The following is a 20018-nucleotide window of genomic DNA, read 5'->3' on the forward strand; positions in this document are numbered from 1 at the left end:
GATAGATTATACTTTTCAAGTTTATACTACCGCGATACCCAACGGGAGACTTCCCACAGGAGGAGTTGCATTATGGCACGCATCACCGTCGAAGACTGCCTGAGCCAAATAGGCAATGAAAATCGTTTTTCCTTGATCCACCTTGCCGTTGAACGGGTCAAACAGCACCGCAAGAACGCTCCTTTTCTTGTAAAATGCAAAAACAAAGAGATTGTCGCCACCTTGCGCGAGATTGCCTCCGGCGAGGTGAGTTTTGCCACCATCAAGAATTTCACCCCCTCAAAAGAAGAGGTTGCCGCACAGGAAGACACCTCTGTCCTGACCGTGCAGAAGGGTGATGGATCGACTGAGCAGGCCTCCCTGTAGCCCATGGAAAACGATTTTTACAAGAGACTCGGAGTCGCCCCGGATGCGACTGCGGAGGAAATAAAAAAAGCGTACCGCAAGCTGGCCATGAAACACCATCCGGACAAGAATCCGGGGGACAAGGCGGCTGAAGACAAGTTCAAATCAGCCGCCGAGGCATATGAAGTTTTAGGCGATCTGGAAAAGCGGAAAATATATGACCGCTACGGAGTCGCCGGCCTGAAGGACAGCGGTTACAGCGGGCCCGGCAATTTTGAGGACATCTTCTCAAGCTTCGGCGATGTCTTCGGCGACATGTTTGGCGGTCGCTCCGGGCAAAGACGCCAGGGCCCCATCGCCGGAAACGATCTGCGCTACGACCTGGGCATCAGTTTCATGGATGCGGTGCATGGCGCGGAAAAAGAAATAGAGATCACCAAGCGGGAAACCTGCTGGACCTGCGACGGCACCGGTTTACGCCCCGGACACAAAGCCTCGACCTGTCCCACCTGCAAGGGACATGGTCAGGTAGTGCATGCCCAGGGGTTTTTTCGGGTACAGACCACCTGCCCGAAATGTCACGGGGCAGGCACCATTATTACCGAACCCTGCAATGACTGCCAGGGCGAAGGGCTGGTCAAGAAAACGAAAAAGGTCTCGCTGAAGATCCCGGCCGGGATCGACACCGGCGCCCGCATGCGTTTGCGGGGCGAGGGCGAAGGCGGCCGCAAAGGCGGACCTCCGGGCGACCTCTATGTGATCATGCATGTGGAGCCCCATGAGTTCTTCATGCGGGAGGGCAATACCATCCACTGCCTCTTCCCCCTGACCATGGTGCAGGCCGCCCTCGGCGCCACCGTTGAGGTGCCGACCATCAACGGCAGCAAAGAACTGGTAATCCCGGCGGGAACCCAACCCGAGCAGGTCTTTACCCTGAAAGGCGAAGGCGTTCCCTCCCTCAGGGGCGGGAGCCCGGGCAACATGATTGTTGAGATCAAGGTTGTCATCCCAAAGAAACTATCCGCGCGGGAAAAAGAACTGCTTACGGAGTTTGATGCGTTGCAAAAAGAGAAGGGTCCCAGCAAAGAAGAAGAGGGCTTTTTTAAAAAGTTCCTGCACAAATTCGCTGAAGAAAATTCTTGATTCTTCCTGCCCGGACAACGACAATGAGCGACCAACCCATGACCGCAAATCTACTGACCCATTTTGACGAATCCGGGAATGCCCGCATGGTGGATGTGGGCGGCAAAAACGAAACCGTGCGGGAAGCCACCGCTTCCGGTTCCATTTCCCTCTCACCCCAAGCGTTTCAGCTGGTACAGGAAGGGAATATCGCCAAGGGTGACGTGCTCGGGGTTGCCCGGATCGCCGGGATCATGGCCGCCAAAAAGGTCGATGACCTGATCCCTCTTACCCACCCTCTCGCCATCAACAAGGTGACTGTTGACTTTGCTCTGAATGACTCGACGCACACCATAGAAATTACTGCTACCGTGGGCATAACAGGCAGAACCGGGGTCGAGATGGAAGCGCTTACCGCCGTCTCGGTCGCCGCTCTGACCATTTATGATATGTGTAAGGCTGTGGACAAAGGCATGATCATTAACAACATCAGACTGGAAAGGAAAATCGGGGGCAAAAGCGGCACGTTTCAACGGAACAAATAACGCTCGCCCAAGATATACCAAGGGAGTAAGACTGTGGACAGAGAACAACTTGATTATTTTCGCCAGAAGCTGGAGAGCATGAGTCAGGATCTTTTGCAGGAGGCGGAAAAGACCATCCATGAAATGACCGACAGCACCGAAAATTATCCCGACCCCACCGACCGGGCCAGTGCCGAATCCGACCGGAGTTTCGAGCTCCGCATCCGTGACCGCGAGCGCAAACTGCTTGCCAAGATCCGGGAGGCCATCGAACGCATCGACGAAGGAACCTACGGCATCTGCGATGAATGCGGCGACGAGATCTCGACCAAGCGTCTGGAAGCGCGGCCGGTGACCACCCAATGCATCGAATGCAAAACCCTTCAAGAAAACCAGGAAAGGGCTCAAAAAGGACTATAAGAGACCGCGATGCCTGAACTGCGCAAAGACCCGATCATTGGCCGCTGGATCATCATCTCCACCGAACGGGGAAAACGGCCCACTGATTTCATTGTGGAAAAAAGCGAGACCAGGGGTGGGTTCTGCCCTTTATGCCCGGGCAACGAAAACACCACCCCCCCGGAAGTTCTGAACTACAGCAGCACCAGTGACCATCAGGCCAATCGGCCGGGCTGGGATCTGCGGGTTGTGCCCAACAAGTACCCCGCCCTCGTCATCGAAGGCAGCCTCAACAAGGAAGGTGACGGCCTCTACGACCGGATGAACGGGATCGGGGCCCATGAAGTCATCATCGAAACCCCGGATCATAACGAGACCTTCACCAATCTGCCGCCGGAGCGGATGATCAAGGTTTTTCTGGCGTATCGGGATCGGCTCCTCGATCTGGCCCAGGATCCGCGCTTCCGTTACGTCATGGTTTTTAAAAATTTCGGCGCCGCGGCCGGAGCCTCCCTGGAACATTCCCACTCCCAGCTCATCGCCCTGCCCATTGTCCCACGCATGATCAGCTCCGAGATTGAGGGAAGTCTTTCTTACTACAAATACAAAGAACGCTGCATCTTCTGCGACATTATCCGCCAGGAGATAAACCAGAACAAGCGGGTGGTGGCCGAAAACGAACTGTTCCTCGCCATTGTTCCCTATGCGCCCCGTTCGCCTTTTGAGATGTGGATTCTGCCCAAGCGCCATGCCTCTTCCTATCTTGCCATGGACGATGACCATTTCAAGGCGCTCACCGCGATCTTTTCAGAATGCATGCGCCGCCTGGACACCTGCATCCCCAATGTTCCGTATAACTTTGTCCTGCACGGTGCGCCCTTACGTTCACAACCCCTTGATCATTACCACTGGCATTTCGAAATCATGCCCAAACTGACGATGATCGCCGGTTTTGAATGGGGTTCGGGTTTTTACATCAACTCCATTCCGCCGGAAGAAGCAGCCCAATATCTCAAAGATGCGGCAATTTGACGGATGACAAAAACAGCAACTCTCACTACCCTTGGCCAGACAAGAGGGGGGATCAATGAAAAAAATACTGCTTGTTGACGACGAAGACAGCATCCATCTCCTGTACCGCGAAGAGCTTGAGGAAGAAGGATACGAGATCCATTCCGCTCTCTCCGGGGAAGAAGCCTTGGCCCAGCTGAAGGTCATTCTGCCGGACCTCATCATTCTCGACATCAATATGCCCGGCATCAACGGCATCGATGTCCTGCGCCAGATCAAGGAAATGAATCCCTCCCTGCCGGTTATCCTCAGCTCCGCCTATCAGGAGTTCAAACAGGATCTGGCCACCTGGGCCTCCGATGAATACATCGTTAAGTCATCCAATCTGGATGAGCTCAAGGCCGCAGTGAAAAAACATCTTGCCTGAGAGCCGAGACCAGCGAGAAAAAACAGACTAACACCCGCCCTCCTGCCCAATGAGCGTACCCGTTCCCCAAGAGCCACCAAGAGACGGCTTCCACTCAGCGCCGCGTTGCTGCTGCCGGAGATGCGCGGAAGAGGTCTTGAAGTGTGCTACTGCACATGAGCAGGCCGATGACAGCTAAGCGAGCCCGCGAGAGTGCGAAGCAGATTCGGTGCTGGGGAATGTTTACCAATGAGCGACATGAAAGATATCCAAGGCCAGCGTGACTACCGCCGGATCAACATCAAGAAGGTCGGGGTCAAGAACATCTCCTACCCGGTAACGGTCCTGGACAAGGCGCGGAAAACCCAAAAGACCGTGGCCACGGTCAACATGTACGTCAACCTGCCCCATCAGTTCAAGGGCACCCACATGAGCCGCTTCGTAGAAATCCTCAACCGATTCCACGGCGAGATAAACCTGAAAAGTTTTCATCGCATCCTTGAGGAAATGAAGATCAAACTCCAGGCAGAAGCAGCCCACCTGGAAATCACCTTCCCCTATTTTTTACAGAAATCTTCCGCGCAGAGCCAATCGGTGGGCATGAAGGAATACCTCTGCACCATGCATGGCTCGCTGGAGAAAACCGACGATCTCATTCTGGAGATTCAGGTGCCCATTTCCCCCCCCCTTCCGGCGCAGAGCGGCCAGGGATTGCCCCGCTCCCTCGGCCACTGGGGCCGGGCCACCATCCGTCTGCGCTTCAAGCATTTCATCTGGATGGAGGAGATCATCCAGCTGGTTGAAGAGGTAACCTCCCACGATCTCTGCTGGCCCACACCAGAGACCTGCATGGAGTATACTCTTTCCGTGGAGAGCATTACCACGGCCCTTGGCCGCAAACTTGAAAACCACCCGGCCATCGCCTGGTTTTCCATTCTGGTGGAAAACCTTTCGCAGGGCTACAATACCTTTGCCTCTCTGGAATGGCAGGATGGCAACAATATAGCCGACGCCTGAAGACGGCCGCACCGCCGCCTACCCATAAAAATTATCGCGAGAAACTGACCATGCAACACGAACTCCTCTTTGAAATCGGCACCGAAGAAATCCCGGCCGGCTATATCATGCCGGCCCTTGCCCAACTGGAAAAACTCCTCGCCGAACGACTCACCGCTCTGGCTCTGCCCTATACAAACCTGCACACGGCGGCTACCCCCAGGCGCCTTGCCGTTTCGATCAGTGGCTTGGCCGAACGCCAGCCGGACCGGACAGAGGAGATTCTCGGCCCCCCAAAAAAAGCGGCCTTTGACAAGAATGGCCAACCCACCCAGGCAGCCATCGGCTTTGCCAAAAAAAACGGGGCCGAGGTCGAGGCCCTGCAGACCGTGGCAACGCCAAAAGGCGAGTATCTCATGGTCCGCGTCGAACAGATTGGCCGTCAAACCCAGGATCTCCTCAGCGATCTTCTGCCCGAGGTGGTTACCAGCCTCAATTTCCCCAAATCCATGCGCTGGGGCGCAGGCCGAATCAGCTTTGCCCGCCCGATTCAGTGGCTGCTCGCCGTCTATGGCGGCGAGACCGTCCCCTTCACCCTGGACACCATCACCAGCGCCAACACCACCCGCGGCCATCGCTTCATGGCCCGGGCCCCTTTGTCGGCAACCTGTTTTTCCGACTACGTGGAAACTTTGCGCACAGCCCAGGTCATGGTCGAGCCGAAAGAGCGCCGCGCCGCAGTGCTTGCCGAAATCACCCGGGCGGCCCAGCAGGCAGGCGGGACGATTCTCCCGGATGAGGAATTGGTGGACACGGTCTGCAATCTGGTGGAAAAGCCCTTTGCCATTTGCGGCACCTTTGAAGAACGCTTTCTCGCCCTGCCCCGCGAGGTGTTGATCACCTCCATGCGCGAGCACCAGAAATACTTTGCCGTGGTTGACCCCGCCGGCACACTCATGCCCAATTTCATCGCGGTGAACAACACCAACACCAAGGATGCGAAACTCGCCGCCGATGGACACCAGCGGGTGATCCGGGCGCGATTGGAGGATGCATTTTTCTTCTTCAAGGAAGACCAGCGCCGAACCCTGGAGGAGCGGGTCGAAGACCTTTCCGGCGTTATCTTCCAGCACAAACTGGGCACCATGCTCGACAAGACCCGGCGGGTTACCGCCTTGACCGGGCTGCTGGCAAGTAAACTTGCCCCCCAACACCTGGCCCATGCCGAACGGGCTGCCCGCCTCGCCAAGACCGACCTGCTGACCGACATGGTCGGGGAGTTTCCCTCCCTGCAAGGGGCCATCGGCCAGGACTATGCCCTGCTCAGCGGAGAAGCTCCGGAGGTTGCCACGGCCATCCGGGAGCATTACCTGCCGGTCAGGGCCGGAGGCACACTGCCCCTCTCAATCCCGGGATCGCTGGTGGGCATGGCCGACCGGCTCGACTCCATCACCGGCTGCTTCGGCATCGGCCAGATTCCCACCGGCACCGCCGACCCCTTCGGTCTGCGCCGCCTCTCCCTGGGGCTTCTGCACATCCTCAACGGGATGGACTTTCGCCTCTCCCTCGCAGAATTCGTCGACCAGGCCCTCTCCCTGTATGGAGACAAACTGACCGTTCCCCGGGATGAAGCCCGCCGCAACGTGCTCGAATTCATCAAGGGCCGTTTCAGCAATGATCTCACCAGCCAGGGTATCCCGGCCGAAGCGGTCGAGGCGGTCACCTCGGTCTCCTTCGACGATCCGGTCGACTGCAAGCGGAAAATCATCGCCCTGATGGCCATAAGCAAGCAGGAAGCCTTTACCATCCTGGCAGGGTCCTTCAAGCGGGTGATCAATATTATCAAGGATAACAGCAAAACCTCGGTGCAAGCGGAACTGCTCACCGAGAGTGCGGAACAAAAGCTTCACGAGGCGTTTCTGACTGTTCGCCTGGAGGCGACCCCGTTGCTTGAAGCCGGTGATTACGAAAAAGGGTTGGAGGTGATCCTCAAAATGAAGGGCCCGGTGGATACCTTTTTTGAAGAAGTCATGGTCATGGTGGAGGATGAGAGGGTGCGGGCCAATCGGTTGAATCTGCTGACCGCCATCGCCCGGCTCTTTCTGCAGATCGGCGATTTTTCAAAGATGAACGCGATCAATCAATAAGCTGACCCTTGGCGATTTCAATGGCCTGCTCGTAGAGCAGGGGCAGGGAGTATTGGTTCAGGTTAAGTTTTGCCGCCAGATCGGAGGCCTTTTCCCATTCGCCTCGTTCGTAGGCCATGACCAGGGCAAGGGTAAGGGCAAGGGAGGTGGTTGCCTCCCCGGAGAGCAATGCCTCCTGAAGCTCTTCCGGCAGGGCCAGCTCCGGCAGGATATCCGCCATCCTCTTATCAAGCATGGCGGGAAGCAGGGAGAACATCCCGGCGGTGTGGAACATCCCCGCCTCCCTCCGTCGGTCCAAAAGCTGGTCGGCGATCAGTTCACAGAAACTGCCCCGGAAGGCGGCCAATCGCAGCAGCTCGGACGGCTTGTCTTCGGCGAGGTAGGAAAGCATCATCAGCGACAGCCATTTCCTCAAGGTGATCTGCCCCAACATGGCCACGGCCATTTCGATGGTGTGGAGCTTCTGCCTCCGGGCGTAATAGGCTGAATTGACATACTTAAGCAACTTGTAAGACAAGGAAACATCCCGGCTGACAAAGGTGGCCAGTTCAGCGAAGTCGTAATCCTCATCCTGAATGACCTTCAGCACCTGCAGGTAATGGAGCTTGGAGCCCGGAATATCCCGGCCTTCCATGATACGGGGGCGGCTGAAAAAATACCCCTGAAAGAGCTCAAAGCCCAGCTTCTTGGTGGCCTCAAACTCCTCATCGGTTTCAATTTTTTCCGCCAGCAACTTGACGTTGTAGCGACTGACCACCTTGACCTGCCGCTCAAGCTCGGCAAAACTCATCTGGCGGATGTCGAATTTGATGATCCTGGCCAGCTTGATGAGCGGCAAAAAGCGGTCTTCGTAGAGGAAATCATCCAGGGCCAGCACATAACCCTCCCCGACCAGGGTCTCGCAGGCTTGCACGATTGCCGGCGTCACCCCCACCGTTTCCAGCACCTCAACCACGGTAATCTCTTTGGGAAAGAGGGAGGGATATCCCTTGAGCAGCATCTCTTCGCTGAAATTGATGAACGCCTTTTTTCCTTCGGTGATGGTGGCAATGCCGATCAGGAGAAAGCTGTTGGTGATAACCTTGGAGGTGGCCTCTTCCCCGTTCTGCAAGGGGTCGAAGTAATTGGTCAGGCCGGAACGGAAGAGCAGTTCGTAGGCGAACACCTCCTTATTCCTCTTGAAGATGGGCTGACGGGCAACGAAGATGTTCGGCTCTGAGGCGTTCATGATTGTATTGATATTCTCACAAACCGTCCATCAGCACAATCACCTTATGGTGGAGTAAGACCTCCAAGACCTCGGCCATGGGCAAGCCCACCACATTGGTATAAGAGCCGCTGATCTCCGGCACCAGAAAACACCCTTTGCCCTGAATCCCATACGCCCCCGCCTTATCCAGGGGTTCCCCGGTGCGGACATAGGCCCGGCATAATTCCGGAGTGAGGGTCAGGAACCGGACCTTGGTGCAGACGGTTTTCGTGCACAGCGCCCCGGTTGTTTGGTGCCAAAGGGAAAATCCGGTCCACACCTCATGCCAGCGGCCGGAGAGCCGCATGAGCATCCCGCAGGCCTCCTCGGCGTCGCCGGGCTTGCCGAGGATCTCCCCATCCACCACCACTGCGGTATCGGCAGCCAACACCCAGGCAGAGGGCAGATCCACCCCCTGGGCCTTTTCCCGGGAAAGCCGCGCGACAAAATCAACCGGGGGCTCACCGGAGTGCGGAGTCTCATCAATCTCCGTTGCCAGCACCTCAAAGACAAGGCCCAGCTCGGCAAGAAAATCACGCCGCCGGGGCGAACCCGAGGCGAGAATGAGTCGCTCCTCTGTCTGAAAGGCTTCCATAGAATCGAAATCAGGCCCTGATCGAGTAGCCACCGTCCACGACGATGGTCTGCCCCTGAATCATGGCGGCCAGTTCACTGCATAAGAAGAGGGCGACATCCGCCACATCCTCGGGGGTGGTCAGCCGCCCCATTGGGGTCCGCAGCAGGGCACCATCAAGGATCTGTTCCCGGTTGGGGAATTTTTTCAAGGCCTCGGTATCCACGGCCCCGGCGCTGATGGTATTGACGTTGATCCCCATGGGCCCCAGCTCCACGGCAAGATGGCGGACCAGCGACTCAAGCGCCGCCTTGGAGGCGCCCACCGCCGTATAATTCTCCACGGCCCGCACCGCCCCCATGCTGGAAACCGCCATGATCCTCGCCCCCTTACTCATAAGCGGCACAGCCTGCTGGGTGAGGGAGAGCAGAGCCCGGGCATTGATCTCCATGGCCCAGTTCCAGTGGCGGCTGCTCAGCTCAAGCGCCGGCTTCAAGACACCGGAGGCGGCATTGCTGATCAAAAAATCAAGATGGCCGAACTCGCTTTTGATCAAAGCGAACATCCCCTGAAGATCCTCATCGTTGGCCACGTTGGCCTTGACCACCAGACAACGCGCCCCCTTCTCCTCGATAAGCCGGGCCGTGGCTTCCGCATCCTGCCGGTGGCGCACATAGTTCACCACCAGATCAACCCCGTTTTCCGCAAGCCGCACAGCGATTGCCTTGCCGATCCCCCGCGAACTGCCGGTTACCAAGCCCACTTTTCCCCGCAGATTGTACATATCCCTGCTCCTCTTTATAACTGTTCCCGTAAAGGGTTTATGCGTATCAATGTGCTGCCCACGATAAAATTTTCAGGCCGGAAAGTAAAGAAGACTTTCCGGCAGAACCAGTGGTTGCACCATCCGCGCCTTATCTTGCCATGAGCCGCTTCACGGTGCCCGACAAAAGCCGCCAGGGATGAAAGCTCACCGGCTTGAGGCGAGAAGGGGCTTGAAATCCTTGCACCGCAACCTCTTCCGGCCTGGCCAGCGGAAAAGAAAGCTCCGCGAGTCCGCAGCCGGCAAGCTGGCGACGCCGACACTCCCGCCAAACAGGGCTTGCTTCCGGAGGCAGACCAAGCACGGCCAACAGGGCCGTGTCCAGGGAAACGGGATTCAACCCTCCGGCCAGCAGGTGTAGGGGAAAGGGTTTGCCTGCCACCGGCCCGTCCACATGCATGGCCTCCACCCCATCGGCCAAGGTAATCCCGCCAGGAAGCACGTCAAGAAGATCGACCAGCATCTCCTCGAAGCGGTTTGCGACATCGCCATAGCGGGCGTGGAGCCAAGGCTTACGAAACCCGACCACCACCCCGAAATAGTTCTTCACCGCCAGGCTCAGATAGAGCTGCCCATGGGCCTTGATCTTCGGCAGATTGACCAGCAGATCGCACTCTCCCACCGCCCGCGCCACGCCAACGGACAACCCCGAGGCAAGGCGGGTCGGTTCGGGGTTGTCGAAATTGACCAGAGTCACGGGCAGACCTTTAAGAGCCGCGCTCATGCCGCAGGCCGCCATGACCCCCAAGGCCGTGCCAAAGGCAGGGGAATCACCAACCCGCACCTGCGCACCATGATCGAGAAACCACTCCGCCACCGCGGCGACAACCTCAGGATGGGTGCAGGCCAAAGATTTGTTCCGTACGGCGGAAACCAGATTGGGCTTCAAGAGCACCCTGCTCCCCGCGGAAATCTTAAAGCCAAGCGCGTTGCAAAGCAACTCCACCCGCTCTTTCAGCAATCGGCGCTCATACTGACTGCACGCCACCAGACCAACCTCAGATGCATCCAGTTCCATATCCCCTCCGGCCAACATCCCACAATCTTTCAAACAATTGCGATACCATCATAATCGCTTCAGGAAAACACCCCTTGCCCGGCGCCCCCTCTCCCACTTTTGCCAATCCTTGCTATTTTTTTGACACTCAGTCCGATTGACGTCAAATTCATGACGAAATATTTCCGAACATATCTCCCCAATAAAAGACCGCTCCTCCTGCTTATTTCCTAGAAATACATTGAATTACCGATAATTTACATATACTGTTATACACAAGAAAAGCCTCGCGGCACAATGCTTGCTTTACAACCAAACCAAAGAGAAGGCTTCCCTTGTTTCGACCTTCCTTTTTTTCCTCGAGGAGAGATGACCATGGCTGCAGAAAAAGACCCAGAGACAACAGAGCAGGAGACGAAGAAGAAGTCCAAGCTGCCTTTTTTCATCATTCTTGCCGTAGGCATTTGCGTCCTCGGCGGCGGCGGTTTTTTCGCCTACAACAAATTCCTCGCCCATAAACCGGCGGTTGAAGAGGTTGCCAGCCAAGAAACAAAAAAAGAAGCTGCGCCGGTGATCGGGGAAATGCTGGTCATGGAACCCTTTGTCGTCAACCTGGCAGACCCGAGGGGCAAACGCTACCTCAAGGTCAAGATCGAGCTCGAGCTGGAAAGCAAGGAAGCGGTGGACAAGGCCACCAAAGCTACGCCCAAGCTCCGCGACATGGTGATCATGATGCTCACCAGCCTTGGCTTTGAAGAAGTCATGACTCCGGAAGGCAAAATCCGGGTCCGGGATGAGTTATTGGAACGTTTCAACGAAATCATGCGCCCCGACCATATTAAGAATATTTATTTTACGGAATTTGTCGTGCAGTAGCCCCTTGGCCCCTGCACGTTCACAGCAAAAAAACAACCACGACACACCCAGCGGAAAACCATGGAACAGATTCTCAGCCAGGACGAGGTTGACGCGCTACTCAAGGGGATTTCCGGCGGCGAGATCGAAGAGCCCGAGGAACCCATTGACGCGGAAGCTCTCGGCTATCAGGCCTACGATTTCACCCGACAGGAAAGGATCGTCCAGGTCAAGATGCCGGCCATGGAGGCGATCTCCGACGCTTTCATGCGCGCGGTCCGTACCTCGCTTTCCACCACCCTGCGCCGGATCATCGACCTGACCTCCGCCCCCATTGAGCTGGAACGCTTCGGCGCCTTTGTCCGTACCCTGCCCGTACCAAGCAGCCTGCAGATCTTCCGCATGGCGCCCTTCCGCGGGCATGCCCTCATCGTCCTTGAGCCCAAACTGGTTTTCACCCTGGTGGAAAACTTTCTCGGCGGCAGCGGGACCAGGAATATCCGCATCGAGGGTCGCGACTTCACCGCCATCGAACAACGGCTCATCCGGCGGGTGGTGAATCTGCTGCTCAACGATCTGGAAAAGGCATGGTATTCCCTGCAACCCCTCAAGGTGCAATACATCCGCAGCGAGATCAATCCACAGTTCGCCAAGATCTGCCAGCCCGAAGACGTGGTGATCATCTGCCGCTATGATGTGGACATGGACCGGGCCGTGGGCAGCATCACGGTCTGCATCCCCATGAGCAACCTGGAGTCGGTCAAAAGCAAGCTGCTGACCACCTTCCAGCGGGAGCAGAGTGACGAGGATATCAGCATCAAGCGCGTGCTCACCGAGAACATCAAGAACATTCCGGTGGAGTTTGTGGTGGAACTCGGCCGGGCCTCCATTTCCGCCGGCGATGTCATGGAACTGGTGGTCGGCGACATCATCCAGCTGGAACGCCGGACCGACGACCTTCTTCCCGCCTTTGCCGCCGGGGAAAGAAAATACATGGGAACCCCTGGTGTGCATCGCGGCAATAATGCGCTGCTCATCAAGAAAAAGGTTCTTGACCCGAACCGGGAGTGAGGCGAAAAGCCTTTCCCTGTTCCCCTTGAGCCTTTCTATAGCGAAGATCACCTGAAAGAGGAGAAAAACCATGGCTGACGATCCGTTGGACGCCGCCGGCACACAAAGCGAAACCGAAGCACCCGGCGATGACTGGGCTGCCGCCCTGAGCGAACATGAAGTTTCCGGGGGAGCTCAGGCACCTGCTTTTGCCGAATTGGGCAATGCCGTGGCCGCAGCCCCGACCGGCAGCCAGAACCTTGACTTCCTGCTGGACATCCCCCTGGAAGTCACCGTCGAACTGGGGCGGACCAGCATGATTATCAACAAGATGCTGCAACTCACCCAGGGCTCGGTGGTCGAACTCGACAAAGCGGCCGGCGAACCGGTGGAAATCTTTGTCAACGATAAGCTGCTGGGCAAAGGTGAGGTGATCGTGGTCAACGAGCGGTTCGGAGTACGGATCACGGAAATCATCAGCCAGGCGGACCGGGTCAAAAACATCGCCTGAGCAAGGAAACCCTCTGACCGACCCTGTCGGCAAGGCTGTGGACAGAACCATTATGACGATCCGGCAACCATCATCCACACAAAGACCGTTCCGGGCCAAGGCGCTGGCCGCCTTGGCGGCCAGCCTGCTCTACCATCTCTTCTGCCCGCTCATGCTCTTGGCCGCCGAACAGCTCACTGGCGCGACCGGCACAGCCGCCGCCCCGCTGCTCACCGCCAATCAGGAAACCATTTCCCTGACCACGGCCATCTTTAAAACCCTTGGCTCACTCATCATTGTGATCGGCCTCATGCTGCTCCTGCTGTTTTGGGTAAAAAAAATGGGGTTTACCAAGGGCGGTTCCCGGACAGAAGGGCTCATTACCGTGCTCGACAGCCAGATGCTGGCCGCCAAAAAGCAGGTGAGCGTCCTGGAGGTCGCCGGAACATATCTGGTGGTCGGACTCGGCGAACAACAGATCACCCTGCTTGCCACCCTTGAGCCCAATGAGCGGCTCACGGCGGCAAGCCAAAAAAGAAGCACCCCGCTGCCACCCGCTTTTGCCGCCATGCTCCAGAAGGCGGCCCAAGGCGTTTCCGGGCTCAAACAAAAAAAAGAAGGCTCTGCCAATGCGGAATAAAGTGCCATCCTGGCCCATCCTCATCGGGCTCCTTGCAGGACTCATCCTCCTTTGGCCCGGCGACAGCTTTGCCGTGACCCTGCCCACCCTGCAGATCGGGCTGGGCGAAGCCCAGAATCCCAAACAGGTTTCCGTGCTCATCGAGATCCTCCTGCTCTTCACGGTGCTCTCCATGGCTCCGGCCATTCTCCTGATGATGACCTCCTTCACCCGGTTGGTGATCGCCTTTTCTTTTTTGCGCCAAGCCATGGGCACCCAACAGATGCCGCCGACCCAGATCATGATCGGCTTGGCCCTTTTCCTGACCATGTTCATCATGACCCCCGTCTTTACGGAGATCAACACCACCGCCGTCAAGCCATACATGGCCGAACAGATCAACGCGGAACAGGCCCTGGTCGAGGCGGCAAAACCGGTGCGCGCCTTCATGTTCAAGCAGACCAGGGAAAAAGACCTGGAGCTCTTTCTCTCCCTGGCCAAGACCCCAAAGCCAAAAAACAAGGAAGAGGTCGCCACCACCGTGCTCATCCCGGCCTTCATGATCAGTGAGCTCAAAACCGCCTTCACCATTGGCTTTGTCCTCTTCCTCCCCTTTATGATCATCGACATGGTGGTGGCCAGCATCCTGCTCTCCATGGGCATGATGATGCTGCCGCCGGTCATGGTCTCCCTGCCCTTCAAGCTGTTGCTTTTTGTTCTGGTGGATGGCTGGTACCTGATTGTCGGCTCTCTCGTAAAAAGTTTTGGGGTGTAGCCATGACTCCTGCCGAAGCAATCAACCTTACCCAAAACGCTGTGGTCATGACCCTGTTGCTCTCCGCCCCAGTGCTGCTGGTGGCCATGGTGGTCGGATTGCTGATTTCTCTGTTTCAGGCGATCACCCAGATCCAGGAGATGACCCTAACCTTTGTCCCCAAGATCGTGGCCGTTATGGCGACCCTGCTCTTTCTTTCCTCCTGGATGATCAACAAGCTGGTGGATTACACCCATGATCTGATCGTCAGCATCCCGACCATCATCCACTGACGGAGACCCCTGCAACCATGCCTGAAGTCGCGCTACTGAACTGGACCCTGACGCAGATCCTCACCATGGTCATTATCCTGACCCGGGTGGCGCCACTCCTGTTTTTTATGCCCGTCATCGGCTCGACCACCGTTCCGGCCCAAATCAAGATCCTGCTGGCCCTGATGACCGCCCTGGTCCTGACCCCGGTGATCCAGGTGAACCCACGGTTGATAAGCGGGCCCCCCCTTGGCTTTGTCGTCCTTGTCCTCCGCGAAATCCTCTTGGGCGCGACCCTGGCCGTTTTTGCCCGCTGCGTTTTTGCCGCGGCGGAAATCGCCGGTCAGATGGTCGGCATCCAGATGGGCATGGGCATGGCCGGGGTCATGGACCCCCAGTTCGGCACCCAGGTCTCGCTGGTGGGCATGCTCTGGAATCTCACCGCCATCCTGATTTTTTTAGGGATCAACGGCCACCATATGTTTTTCTCCACCCTGGTGGAAAGCTTTGAATGGATAAAACCCGGCGGCGCCATCCTGACCAAGGCCACCTTCGAGGGGCTCATGCAGGGGGCATCCCACATGTTTGTCCTTGCCGTCAAGATCATGGCTCCGGCAGGCGCCGCCCTGTTTTTTTCCCATGTCGCCATGGGCATCGTCGCCAAAACCGTTCCGCAGATTCCCATCATGATTGTCGGCTTGCCCATCAATCTTGCGGTCGGCTTTATCTTTGCCGGTTTGTCATTGGCCTACCTCATGCCGCTGATGATTGCCAATTTTGAGATGCTGGCCCGGCTGTTGCCCAGGCTGGCGCAGGGCATGGGAGGCTGAGCCATGGCGGACGAATCCTCCGGCCAGGAAAAAAGCGAGGCCCCCACCTCCCGCCGCATCCAAGAGGCCAGGGAAAAAGGGGATGTCGCCAAGAGCATGGAAGTGCCTTCCGCCGCAGTCCTGCTCGCCGGCCTGCTCACCCTCTATTATTCAAGCGATTTCATGCTGGGGCAATTCCTCCTCTTGCTCCGGTATTACCTCGGCAATCTGCACACCATTACGATTACCTCGAGCAACATGACCGTGCTTACCCGGGAATCCATGCTCCAGACCGTGCTCATCGTCGCGCCGGTCATGGGGGCCATCTTCATCGCGGCCCTGGCCTCCAACTATGCCCAGGTCGGCTTCCTCTTCACCACGGAAAAGCTGATGCCGAAGTTCGACAAGATCGATCCGATCCAGGGTTTTTCCCGGCTCTTTTCCAAGCAGACCCTGGCCAATGTCGTCAAATCCGTGGGCAAACTGCTCATCATCGGCTACGTTTCCTATGCGGAGATACAAAAAGCCTTGCCCGGCATCCTGCCGCTCATGGATCAGGAGCCCATGCCCATCCTGGCCTTCATGTGCAAGATCGCCTTCTGGATCTTTCTGAAATCGGCGCTGATCATCGCGATACTCGCGGCGGCGGACTATGCCTTTCAGCGCTGGCAGTTCATGGAAAAAATGAAGATGACCAAGCAGGAGATCAAGGACGAAGCCAAACAGACCGAAGGCGATCCCCACGTCAAGGGGCGCATCCGGGCCATCCAGATGCAGATGGCCAGACAACGGATGATGGCCGAGGTTCCCAAGGCCGATGTGGTGATCACCAACCCCACCCGTCTGGCCATCGCCCTGCGCTACGATGCCCTTGCCATGGTGGCCCCCACGGTCCTGGCCAAGGGCGCCGGGGTTATCGCCCAGAATATCCGGAAAATCGCCGAGGAACATGCCATCCCCCTGGTCGAAGACAAACCCTTGGCCCAAGCGTTGTACAAAAGCACGGGCCTCAATGAAACGATTCCGGAAAACCTGTTCCAGACCGTGGCCGAGGTTCTCGCCTATGTATACAGCCTCAAGCGAAAAAGAGCCTGATGACAATGCGTAAGGTATTATTATCAAGACAGCCGGATTCCCCCCACATCTTCACCACTACGGGTTCGTACAACCATGGCAGATAACACCGGGGCAGCAACAGGACTGAAAGCAGTCAACTTCGAGATGTCCAGCCTTTTCGTGGCGGTCGGAGTCGTGGCCATTCTCATGGTCATGATCATTCCCCTGCCCACCATCATCCTCGACCTGCTGCTCTCCATGAACATCACCATCGGCTTGGTCATCCTGCTGATGAGTATGTACAATACCAATCCGCTGGATTTTTCTTCCTTTCCCTCGCTGCTGCTGATCACCACCTTATTTCGCTTGGCGCTGAATATCGCCTCCACCCGACTCATCCTGCTGCACGGTCATGAAGGGCAAGGCGCGGTGGGCGATGTCATCCAATCCTTTGGCAATTTTGTGGTGGGCGGCAATTTTGCCGTGGGCATGATCATCTTCCTGATCATGGTGCTCATCAATTTCGTGGTTATCACCAAGGGTTCCGGCCGTATTGCCGAGGTGGCGGCCCGCTTCACCCTGGACGCCATGCCCGGCAAACAGATGGCCATCGATGCGGACCTCAACGCCGGATTGATCAACGAAGCGGAGGCGAAACACCGCCGCTCGGAAGTCAGCCGCCAATCGGAATTTTACGGAGCCATGGACGGCGCCAGCAAATTCGTGCGCGGCGAGGCCATGGCCAGTTTGGTGATCATGGTCATCAATATCATCGGCGGGTTCTTCATCGGCGCCTTCATGCAGAACATGCGGGCTGCCCAAGCGGCGGAAACCTATACCCTGCTCACCATCGGCGACGGGCTGGTCTCCCAGATTCCGGCCCTGGTCATCTCCACCTCCGCGGGTATCATTGTCAGCCGCGCGGCCTCCGATGTGACCATGGGCAAGGAATTCATGAAACAGTTCGGGCACCAGCCCCAGGCCCTGGCGGTTTCTTCCGGAATCATCATCCTCTTCGGCCTGGTGCCGGGGTTGCCGCACCTCCCCTTTATCGTGTTGGGCATCATTATGGGAGCCATCTCGCTGATGGCCTTCAATAAAACCGCCGCCGACCAGGAAGAGAAAAAGGTCGAAGCAGAAAAAGAAAAACAGGCTGCCACTCCCCTGCCCGGCGCGCCGGAAACAGTGGAAAGCCTGTTGCCCCTGGATATCCTGCAACTTGAAGTGGGATATGGTCTCATTCCTCTGGTTGACGAGGCCCAGGAAGGCGATCTTCTGGAACGGATCCGGGCCATCCGCAGGCAGTTTGCCATGGACATGGGGATGATTATCCCGCCCTTACATGTGCGCGACAACCTCCAGCTCAAACCCGACCAGTATGTCCTCCTTCTCAAAGGGGTGGAGGTCGCCAAAGGGGAAATTATGATGGGCCATCTGCTGGCCATGGATTCCGGCATGGCCAAACGGAAGATCGAAGGAATACCCACCATGGAGCCGGCCTTCCAGCTCCCCGCCCTCTGGATCGATCAGGAGAAAAAAGACGAAGCCCAGGTGGCGGGCTACACCGTGGTTGATCCCTCCACGGTGATCGCCACCCATCTCACCGAGGTGCTGCGCACCCACGCCGATGAACTCCTGGGCCGCCAGGACACCCAGAAGCTTCTGGACAATCTGGCCAAAACCCATCCCAAGGTGGTGGAAGAACTGGTACCCGGCCTGCTGCCTCTTGGCCTTGTGCAAAAGGTACTTCAGAACCTCCTGCGGGAGCGGGTATCGCTGCGCGACCTGCTCACCATCTGCGAAACCCTGGCCGACTTCGCGCCCATGGGCAAGGACCCGGACATCCTTACCGAGTATGTCCGACAGAAACTCGCCCGTTCCATTATCAGCTCCTTTACCGATGAGCAAGGGACACTTACAGTCCTTACCCTCTCCACCCAGGTCGAAGATCTGGTGCGCGAATCATTGCAGAAAAGTGACCAGGGCGTATTCCTTAACCTGGAGCCGAACCTGGCCCAACGCTTACTGGCCTCGGCAAAGACCATGGTGGAAAAAGTTTCGCTGGACGGTTATCAGCCCATCATTGTCTGCTCCCCGATTATCCGCCGCCATTTTCGACGGCTCATGGAAAGGTTCATGCCCCACGTCATCGTCCTTTCCCATAATGAATTGACCGCGCAGACCCAACTGCAATCCCTGGGGACAATCGAACTCAACCCCAAGAAATAGAAGTGAGGAGCAGCGATGCGAATCAAACGTTTTGAAGCCTCGGATACATCCAGCGCCATGGCCATGGTCAAGGAAGAGCTGGGAGAAGATGCGGTTATTCTTTCGACCCGCAATCTTCCCGGAAAAAGCGGCTCGGCCAGAGGCGGACCGAGGATTGAAGTGGTGGCTGCCATGGAATATGACCCGGAGCCGGAGATTACCTTGCCGCCCCCGGGATCAGACACCAAGGAGGGCAGATTACCGAAAACGGTGGGGTACGGCTATCATTCCGTGCGTCAGGCCCCGGCAAAAAATACAGCCGGCCGGGTAGCTCCACAGCAGACCCCGCCCCAACCCGGTTTTGACCGCAAACTGTCCGCCGAGCTTTCCGCCCGCACCCTGCCAAGCAACTCGGGGGAAAAAGGTACCAAAGCCGCAAAGGTCCAGTTTGAAGCCAATGACCTGCGGTTGCGTTTTGCCAATTTCCTGCGCCGGCAATACTGCGCCAAGGAAGAACTTGACGGCCATTCCCTTTCGGGTCACTCCTCCGGGCAAGCCGCGCAAAAAGGCGGTCGGCCCGACCCGAAACAGGTTGCCCAGTGGCGGGACAAAATTATCGATCAGCTCCAGATAACCCCCCTTGCCATCGGGATCACCAAGGCGCCCACCGTGGTGGCCCTGATCGGCCCAACTGGGGTGGGAAAAACAACGACCGCCGCGAAAATCGCCGCTTGGTACAGCATTCACGAAGGGATGAAGGTGGCTCTTCTCTCCATGGATTGTTACCGGATAGGGGCCACTGACCAACTGCGGACCTATGCCAAGATCATGCGTCTGCCCTGCGAAATCGCTCTGCGCAAAAGGGATCTGCAGACGGCTCTTCTTCGCCATCAGGACAAGGATCTGATCATCATCGATACGGCGGGCAAGAGCCCTTATGATCCGAACCACATCCGGGAGCTGGGCGAATGGTTTTCTTTGAAAAACGGGATTGATCCGTATCTCGTGCTCAGCGCCACCAGCAAGAAAGAAGACCTGCAGCAGATCCTCTCCTCCTATGAGCCCTTGCGGGTCAAGGGGCTGATCCTCTCCAAGCTCGATGAAACCCGGGCATATGCTTCCCTCTGCCAGCTACTGGCCGGCGCGGCACTGCCCATTTCCTGCCTATGCACCGGCCAGAGGGTCCCGGAGGATTTCCTCCTCGCCTCCCGGGAATTCCTGCAGACTCTATTCGGGCAGGGCTGGCAGGCGGCTGCCGGTGAGCTTGCCACCGAAGCCCAATGCAGATGGACCCAATGATGATGGACTCGCA

The 20018-nt window shown here is 57.2% G+C and carries 22 protein-coding genes; 18 read left to right on the top strand and 4 right to left on the bottom strand.

Annotated features, from left to right (window positions below):
• The first annotated feature begins 72 nt into the window (after nt 1–72).
• From rpoZ to glyS, 8 genes are all read left to right on the top strand, one after another.
• The gene (gene rpoZ / locus OLX77_RS01535; protein WP_307631822.1) at nt 73–366 is read left to right on the top strand and encodes a DNA-directed RNA polymerase subunit omega; all 294 of its coding nucleotides are present in this window, start codon (nt 73–75) and stop codon (nt 364–366) included.
• 3 nt (nt 367–369) lie between these two features.
• Nucleotides 370–1488 (top strand): molecular chaperone DnaJ, encoded by a 1119-nt coding sequence (gene dnaJ, locus OLX77_RS01540; protein WP_307631823.1) that lies wholly within the window; start codon nt 370–372, stop codon nt 1486–1488.
• A 38-nt stretch (nt 1489–1526) separates the two neighbouring features.
• Nucleotides 1527–2012: a cyclic pyranopterin monophosphate synthase MoaC gene (moaC, locus tag OLX77_RS01545; RefSeq protein WP_307631824.1), complete on the top strand. Its 486-nt coding sequence runs from the start codon at nt 1527–1529 to the stop codon at nt 2010–2012.
• Between the two features lie 33 nt (nt 2013–2045).
• On the top strand, nt 2046–2411 hold the full coding sequence (dksA, locus tag OLX77_RS01550; RefSeq protein WP_307631825.1) for an RNA polymerase-binding protein DksA: 366 nt from the start codon (nt 2046–2048) through the stop codon (nt 2409–2411).
• A gap of 9 nt (nt 2412–2420) precedes the next feature.
• The gene (gene galT, locus OLX77_RS01555) at nt 2421–3422 is read left to right on the top strand and encodes a galactose-1-phosphate uridylyltransferase (protein ID WP_307631826.1); all 1002 of its coding nucleotides are present in this window, start codon (nt 2421–2423) and stop codon (nt 3420–3422) included.
• 55 nt (nt 3423–3477) lie between these two features.
• Entirely contained in the window at nt 3478–3828 is a 351-nt protein-coding gene (locus OLX77_RS01560) for a response regulator (RefSeq protein WP_307631827.1), read from the top strand.
• A 228-nt stretch (nt 3829–4056) separates the two neighbouring features.
• A complete protein-coding gene (locus OLX77_RS01565) occupies nt 4057–4824 on the top strand; it encodes a GTP cyclohydrolase, FolE2/MptA family (protein ID WP_307631828.1) in 768 nt (255 codons plus the stop codon).
• Nucleotides 4825–4874: 50 nt separating this feature from the next.
• Entirely contained in the window at nt 4875–6950 is a 2076-nt protein-coding gene (gene glyS, locus OLX77_RS01570; RefSeq protein WP_307631829.1) for a glycine--tRNA ligase subunit beta, read from the top strand.
• Here glyS and OLX77_RS01575 read toward each other — a convergent pair.
• The 4 genes from OLX77_RS01575 to OLX77_RS01590 all read right to left on the bottom strand — a co-directional run bounded on the left by OLX77_RS01575 (nt 6940) and on the right by OLX77_RS01590 (nt 10614).
• Nucleotides 6940–8178, bottom strand: coding sequence for an EAL and HDOD domain-containing protein (locus OLX77_RS01575; RefSeq protein WP_307631830.1), 1239 nt, complete (start codon nt 8176–8178; stop codon nt 6940–6942). The two genes, glyS and OLX77_RS01575, sit on opposite strands and share 11 nt — an antisense overlap.
• Nucleotides 8179–8194: 16 nt before the next feature.
• Nucleotides 8195–8794: a Maf family protein gene (locus OLX77_RS01580; RefSeq protein ID WP_307631831.1), complete on the bottom strand. Its 600-nt coding sequence runs from the start codon at nt 8792–8794 to the stop codon at nt 8195–8197.
• Between the two features lie 10 nt (nt 8795–8804).
• Nucleotides 8805–9557, bottom strand: a complete 753-nt coding sequence (gene fabL, locus OLX77_RS01585; protein ID WP_307631832.1) for an enoyl-[acyl-carrier-protein] reductase FabL — start codon at nt 9555–9557, stop codon at nt 8805–8807.
• A gap of 130 nt (nt 9558–9687) precedes the next feature.
• The gene (locus OLX77_RS01590) at nt 9688–10614 is read right to left on the bottom strand and encodes a DUF362 domain-containing protein (RefSeq protein ID WP_307631833.1); all 927 of its coding nucleotides are present in this window, start codon (nt 10612–10614) and stop codon (nt 9688–9690) included.
• Between the two features lie 354 nt (nt 10615–10968).
• On the opposite strand from OLX77_RS01590, the gene OLX77_RS01595 reads away from it, so the two are divergent.
• The 10 genes from OLX77_RS01595 to flhF all read left to right on the top strand — a co-directional run bounded on the left by OLX77_RS01595 (nt 10969) and on the right by flhF (nt 20005).
• Nucleotides 10969–11469, top strand: coding sequence for a flagellar basal body-associated FliL family protein (locus OLX77_RS01595; RefSeq protein WP_307631834.1), 501 nt, complete (start codon nt 10969–10971; stop codon nt 11467–11469).
• Nucleotides 11470–11529: 60 nt separating this feature from the next.
• Nucleotides 11530–12519 (top strand): flagellar motor switch protein FliM, encoded by a 990-nt coding sequence (gene fliM / locus OLX77_RS01600; protein ID WP_307631835.1) that lies wholly within the window; start codon nt 11530–11532, stop codon nt 12517–12519.
• A 70-nt stretch (nt 12520–12589) separates the two neighbouring features.
• The gene (fliN, locus tag OLX77_RS01605) at nt 12590–13009 is read left to right on the top strand and encodes a flagellar motor switch protein FliN (RefSeq protein ID WP_307631836.1); all 420 of its coding nucleotides are present in this window, start codon (nt 12590–12592) and stop codon (nt 13007–13009) included.
• Nucleotides 13010–13061: 52 nt separating this feature from the next.
• On the top strand, nt 13062–13628 hold the full coding sequence (locus OLX77_RS01610; protein ID WP_307631837.1) for a FliO/MopB family protein: 567 nt from the start codon (nt 13062–13064) through the stop codon (nt 13626–13628).
• On the top strand, nt 13618–14382 hold the full coding sequence (gene fliP, locus OLX77_RS01615) for a flagellar type III secretion system pore protein FliP (RefSeq protein WP_307631838.1): 765 nt from the start codon (nt 13618–13620) through the stop codon (nt 14380–14382). Before OLX77_RS01610 ends, fliP begins: the two co-directional genes overlap by 11 nt.
• 2 nt (nt 14383–14384) lie before the next feature.
• The gene (gene fliQ, locus OLX77_RS01620) at nt 14385–14654 is read left to right on the top strand and encodes a flagellar biosynthesis protein FliQ (protein WP_307631839.1); all 270 of its coding nucleotides are present in this window, start codon (nt 14385–14387) and stop codon (nt 14652–14654) included.
• Between the two features lie 17 nt (nt 14655–14671).
• On the top strand, nt 14672–15463 hold the full coding sequence (gene fliR, locus OLX77_RS01625; protein WP_307631840.1) for a flagellar biosynthetic protein FliR: 792 nt from the start codon (nt 14672–14674) through the stop codon (nt 15461–15463).
• A gap of 3 nt (nt 15464–15466) precedes the next feature.
• Nucleotides 15467–16537, top strand: a complete 1071-nt coding sequence (gene flhB / locus OLX77_RS01630; protein WP_307631841.1) for a flagellar biosynthesis protein FlhB — start codon at nt 15467–15469, stop codon at nt 16535–16537.
• Between the two features lie 75 nt (nt 16538–16612).
• Nucleotides 16613–18727: a flagellar biosynthesis protein FlhA gene (gene flhA / locus OLX77_RS01635; protein ID WP_307631842.1), complete on the top strand. Its 2115-nt coding sequence runs from the start codon at nt 16613–16615 to the stop codon at nt 18725–18727.
• Nucleotides 18728–18742: 15 nt separating this feature from the next.
• Nucleotides 18743–20005 carry a flagellar biosynthesis GTPase FlhF gene (gene flhF, locus OLX77_RS01640; RefSeq protein ID WP_307631843.1) on the top strand — a complete coding sequence of 421 codons (1263 nt, stop codon included), beginning with the start codon at nt 18743–18745 and terminating at the stop codon, nt 20003–20005.
• Nucleotides 20006–20018: the final 13 nt, after the last annotated feature.

Origin of the sequence: Thiovibrio frasassiensis (assembly GCF_029607905.1) — a bacterium.
GTDB classification, from domain to species: Bacteria; Desulfobacterota; Desulfobulbia; order Desulfobulbales; family Desulfurivibrionaceae; genus Thiovibrio; species Thiovibrio frasassiensis.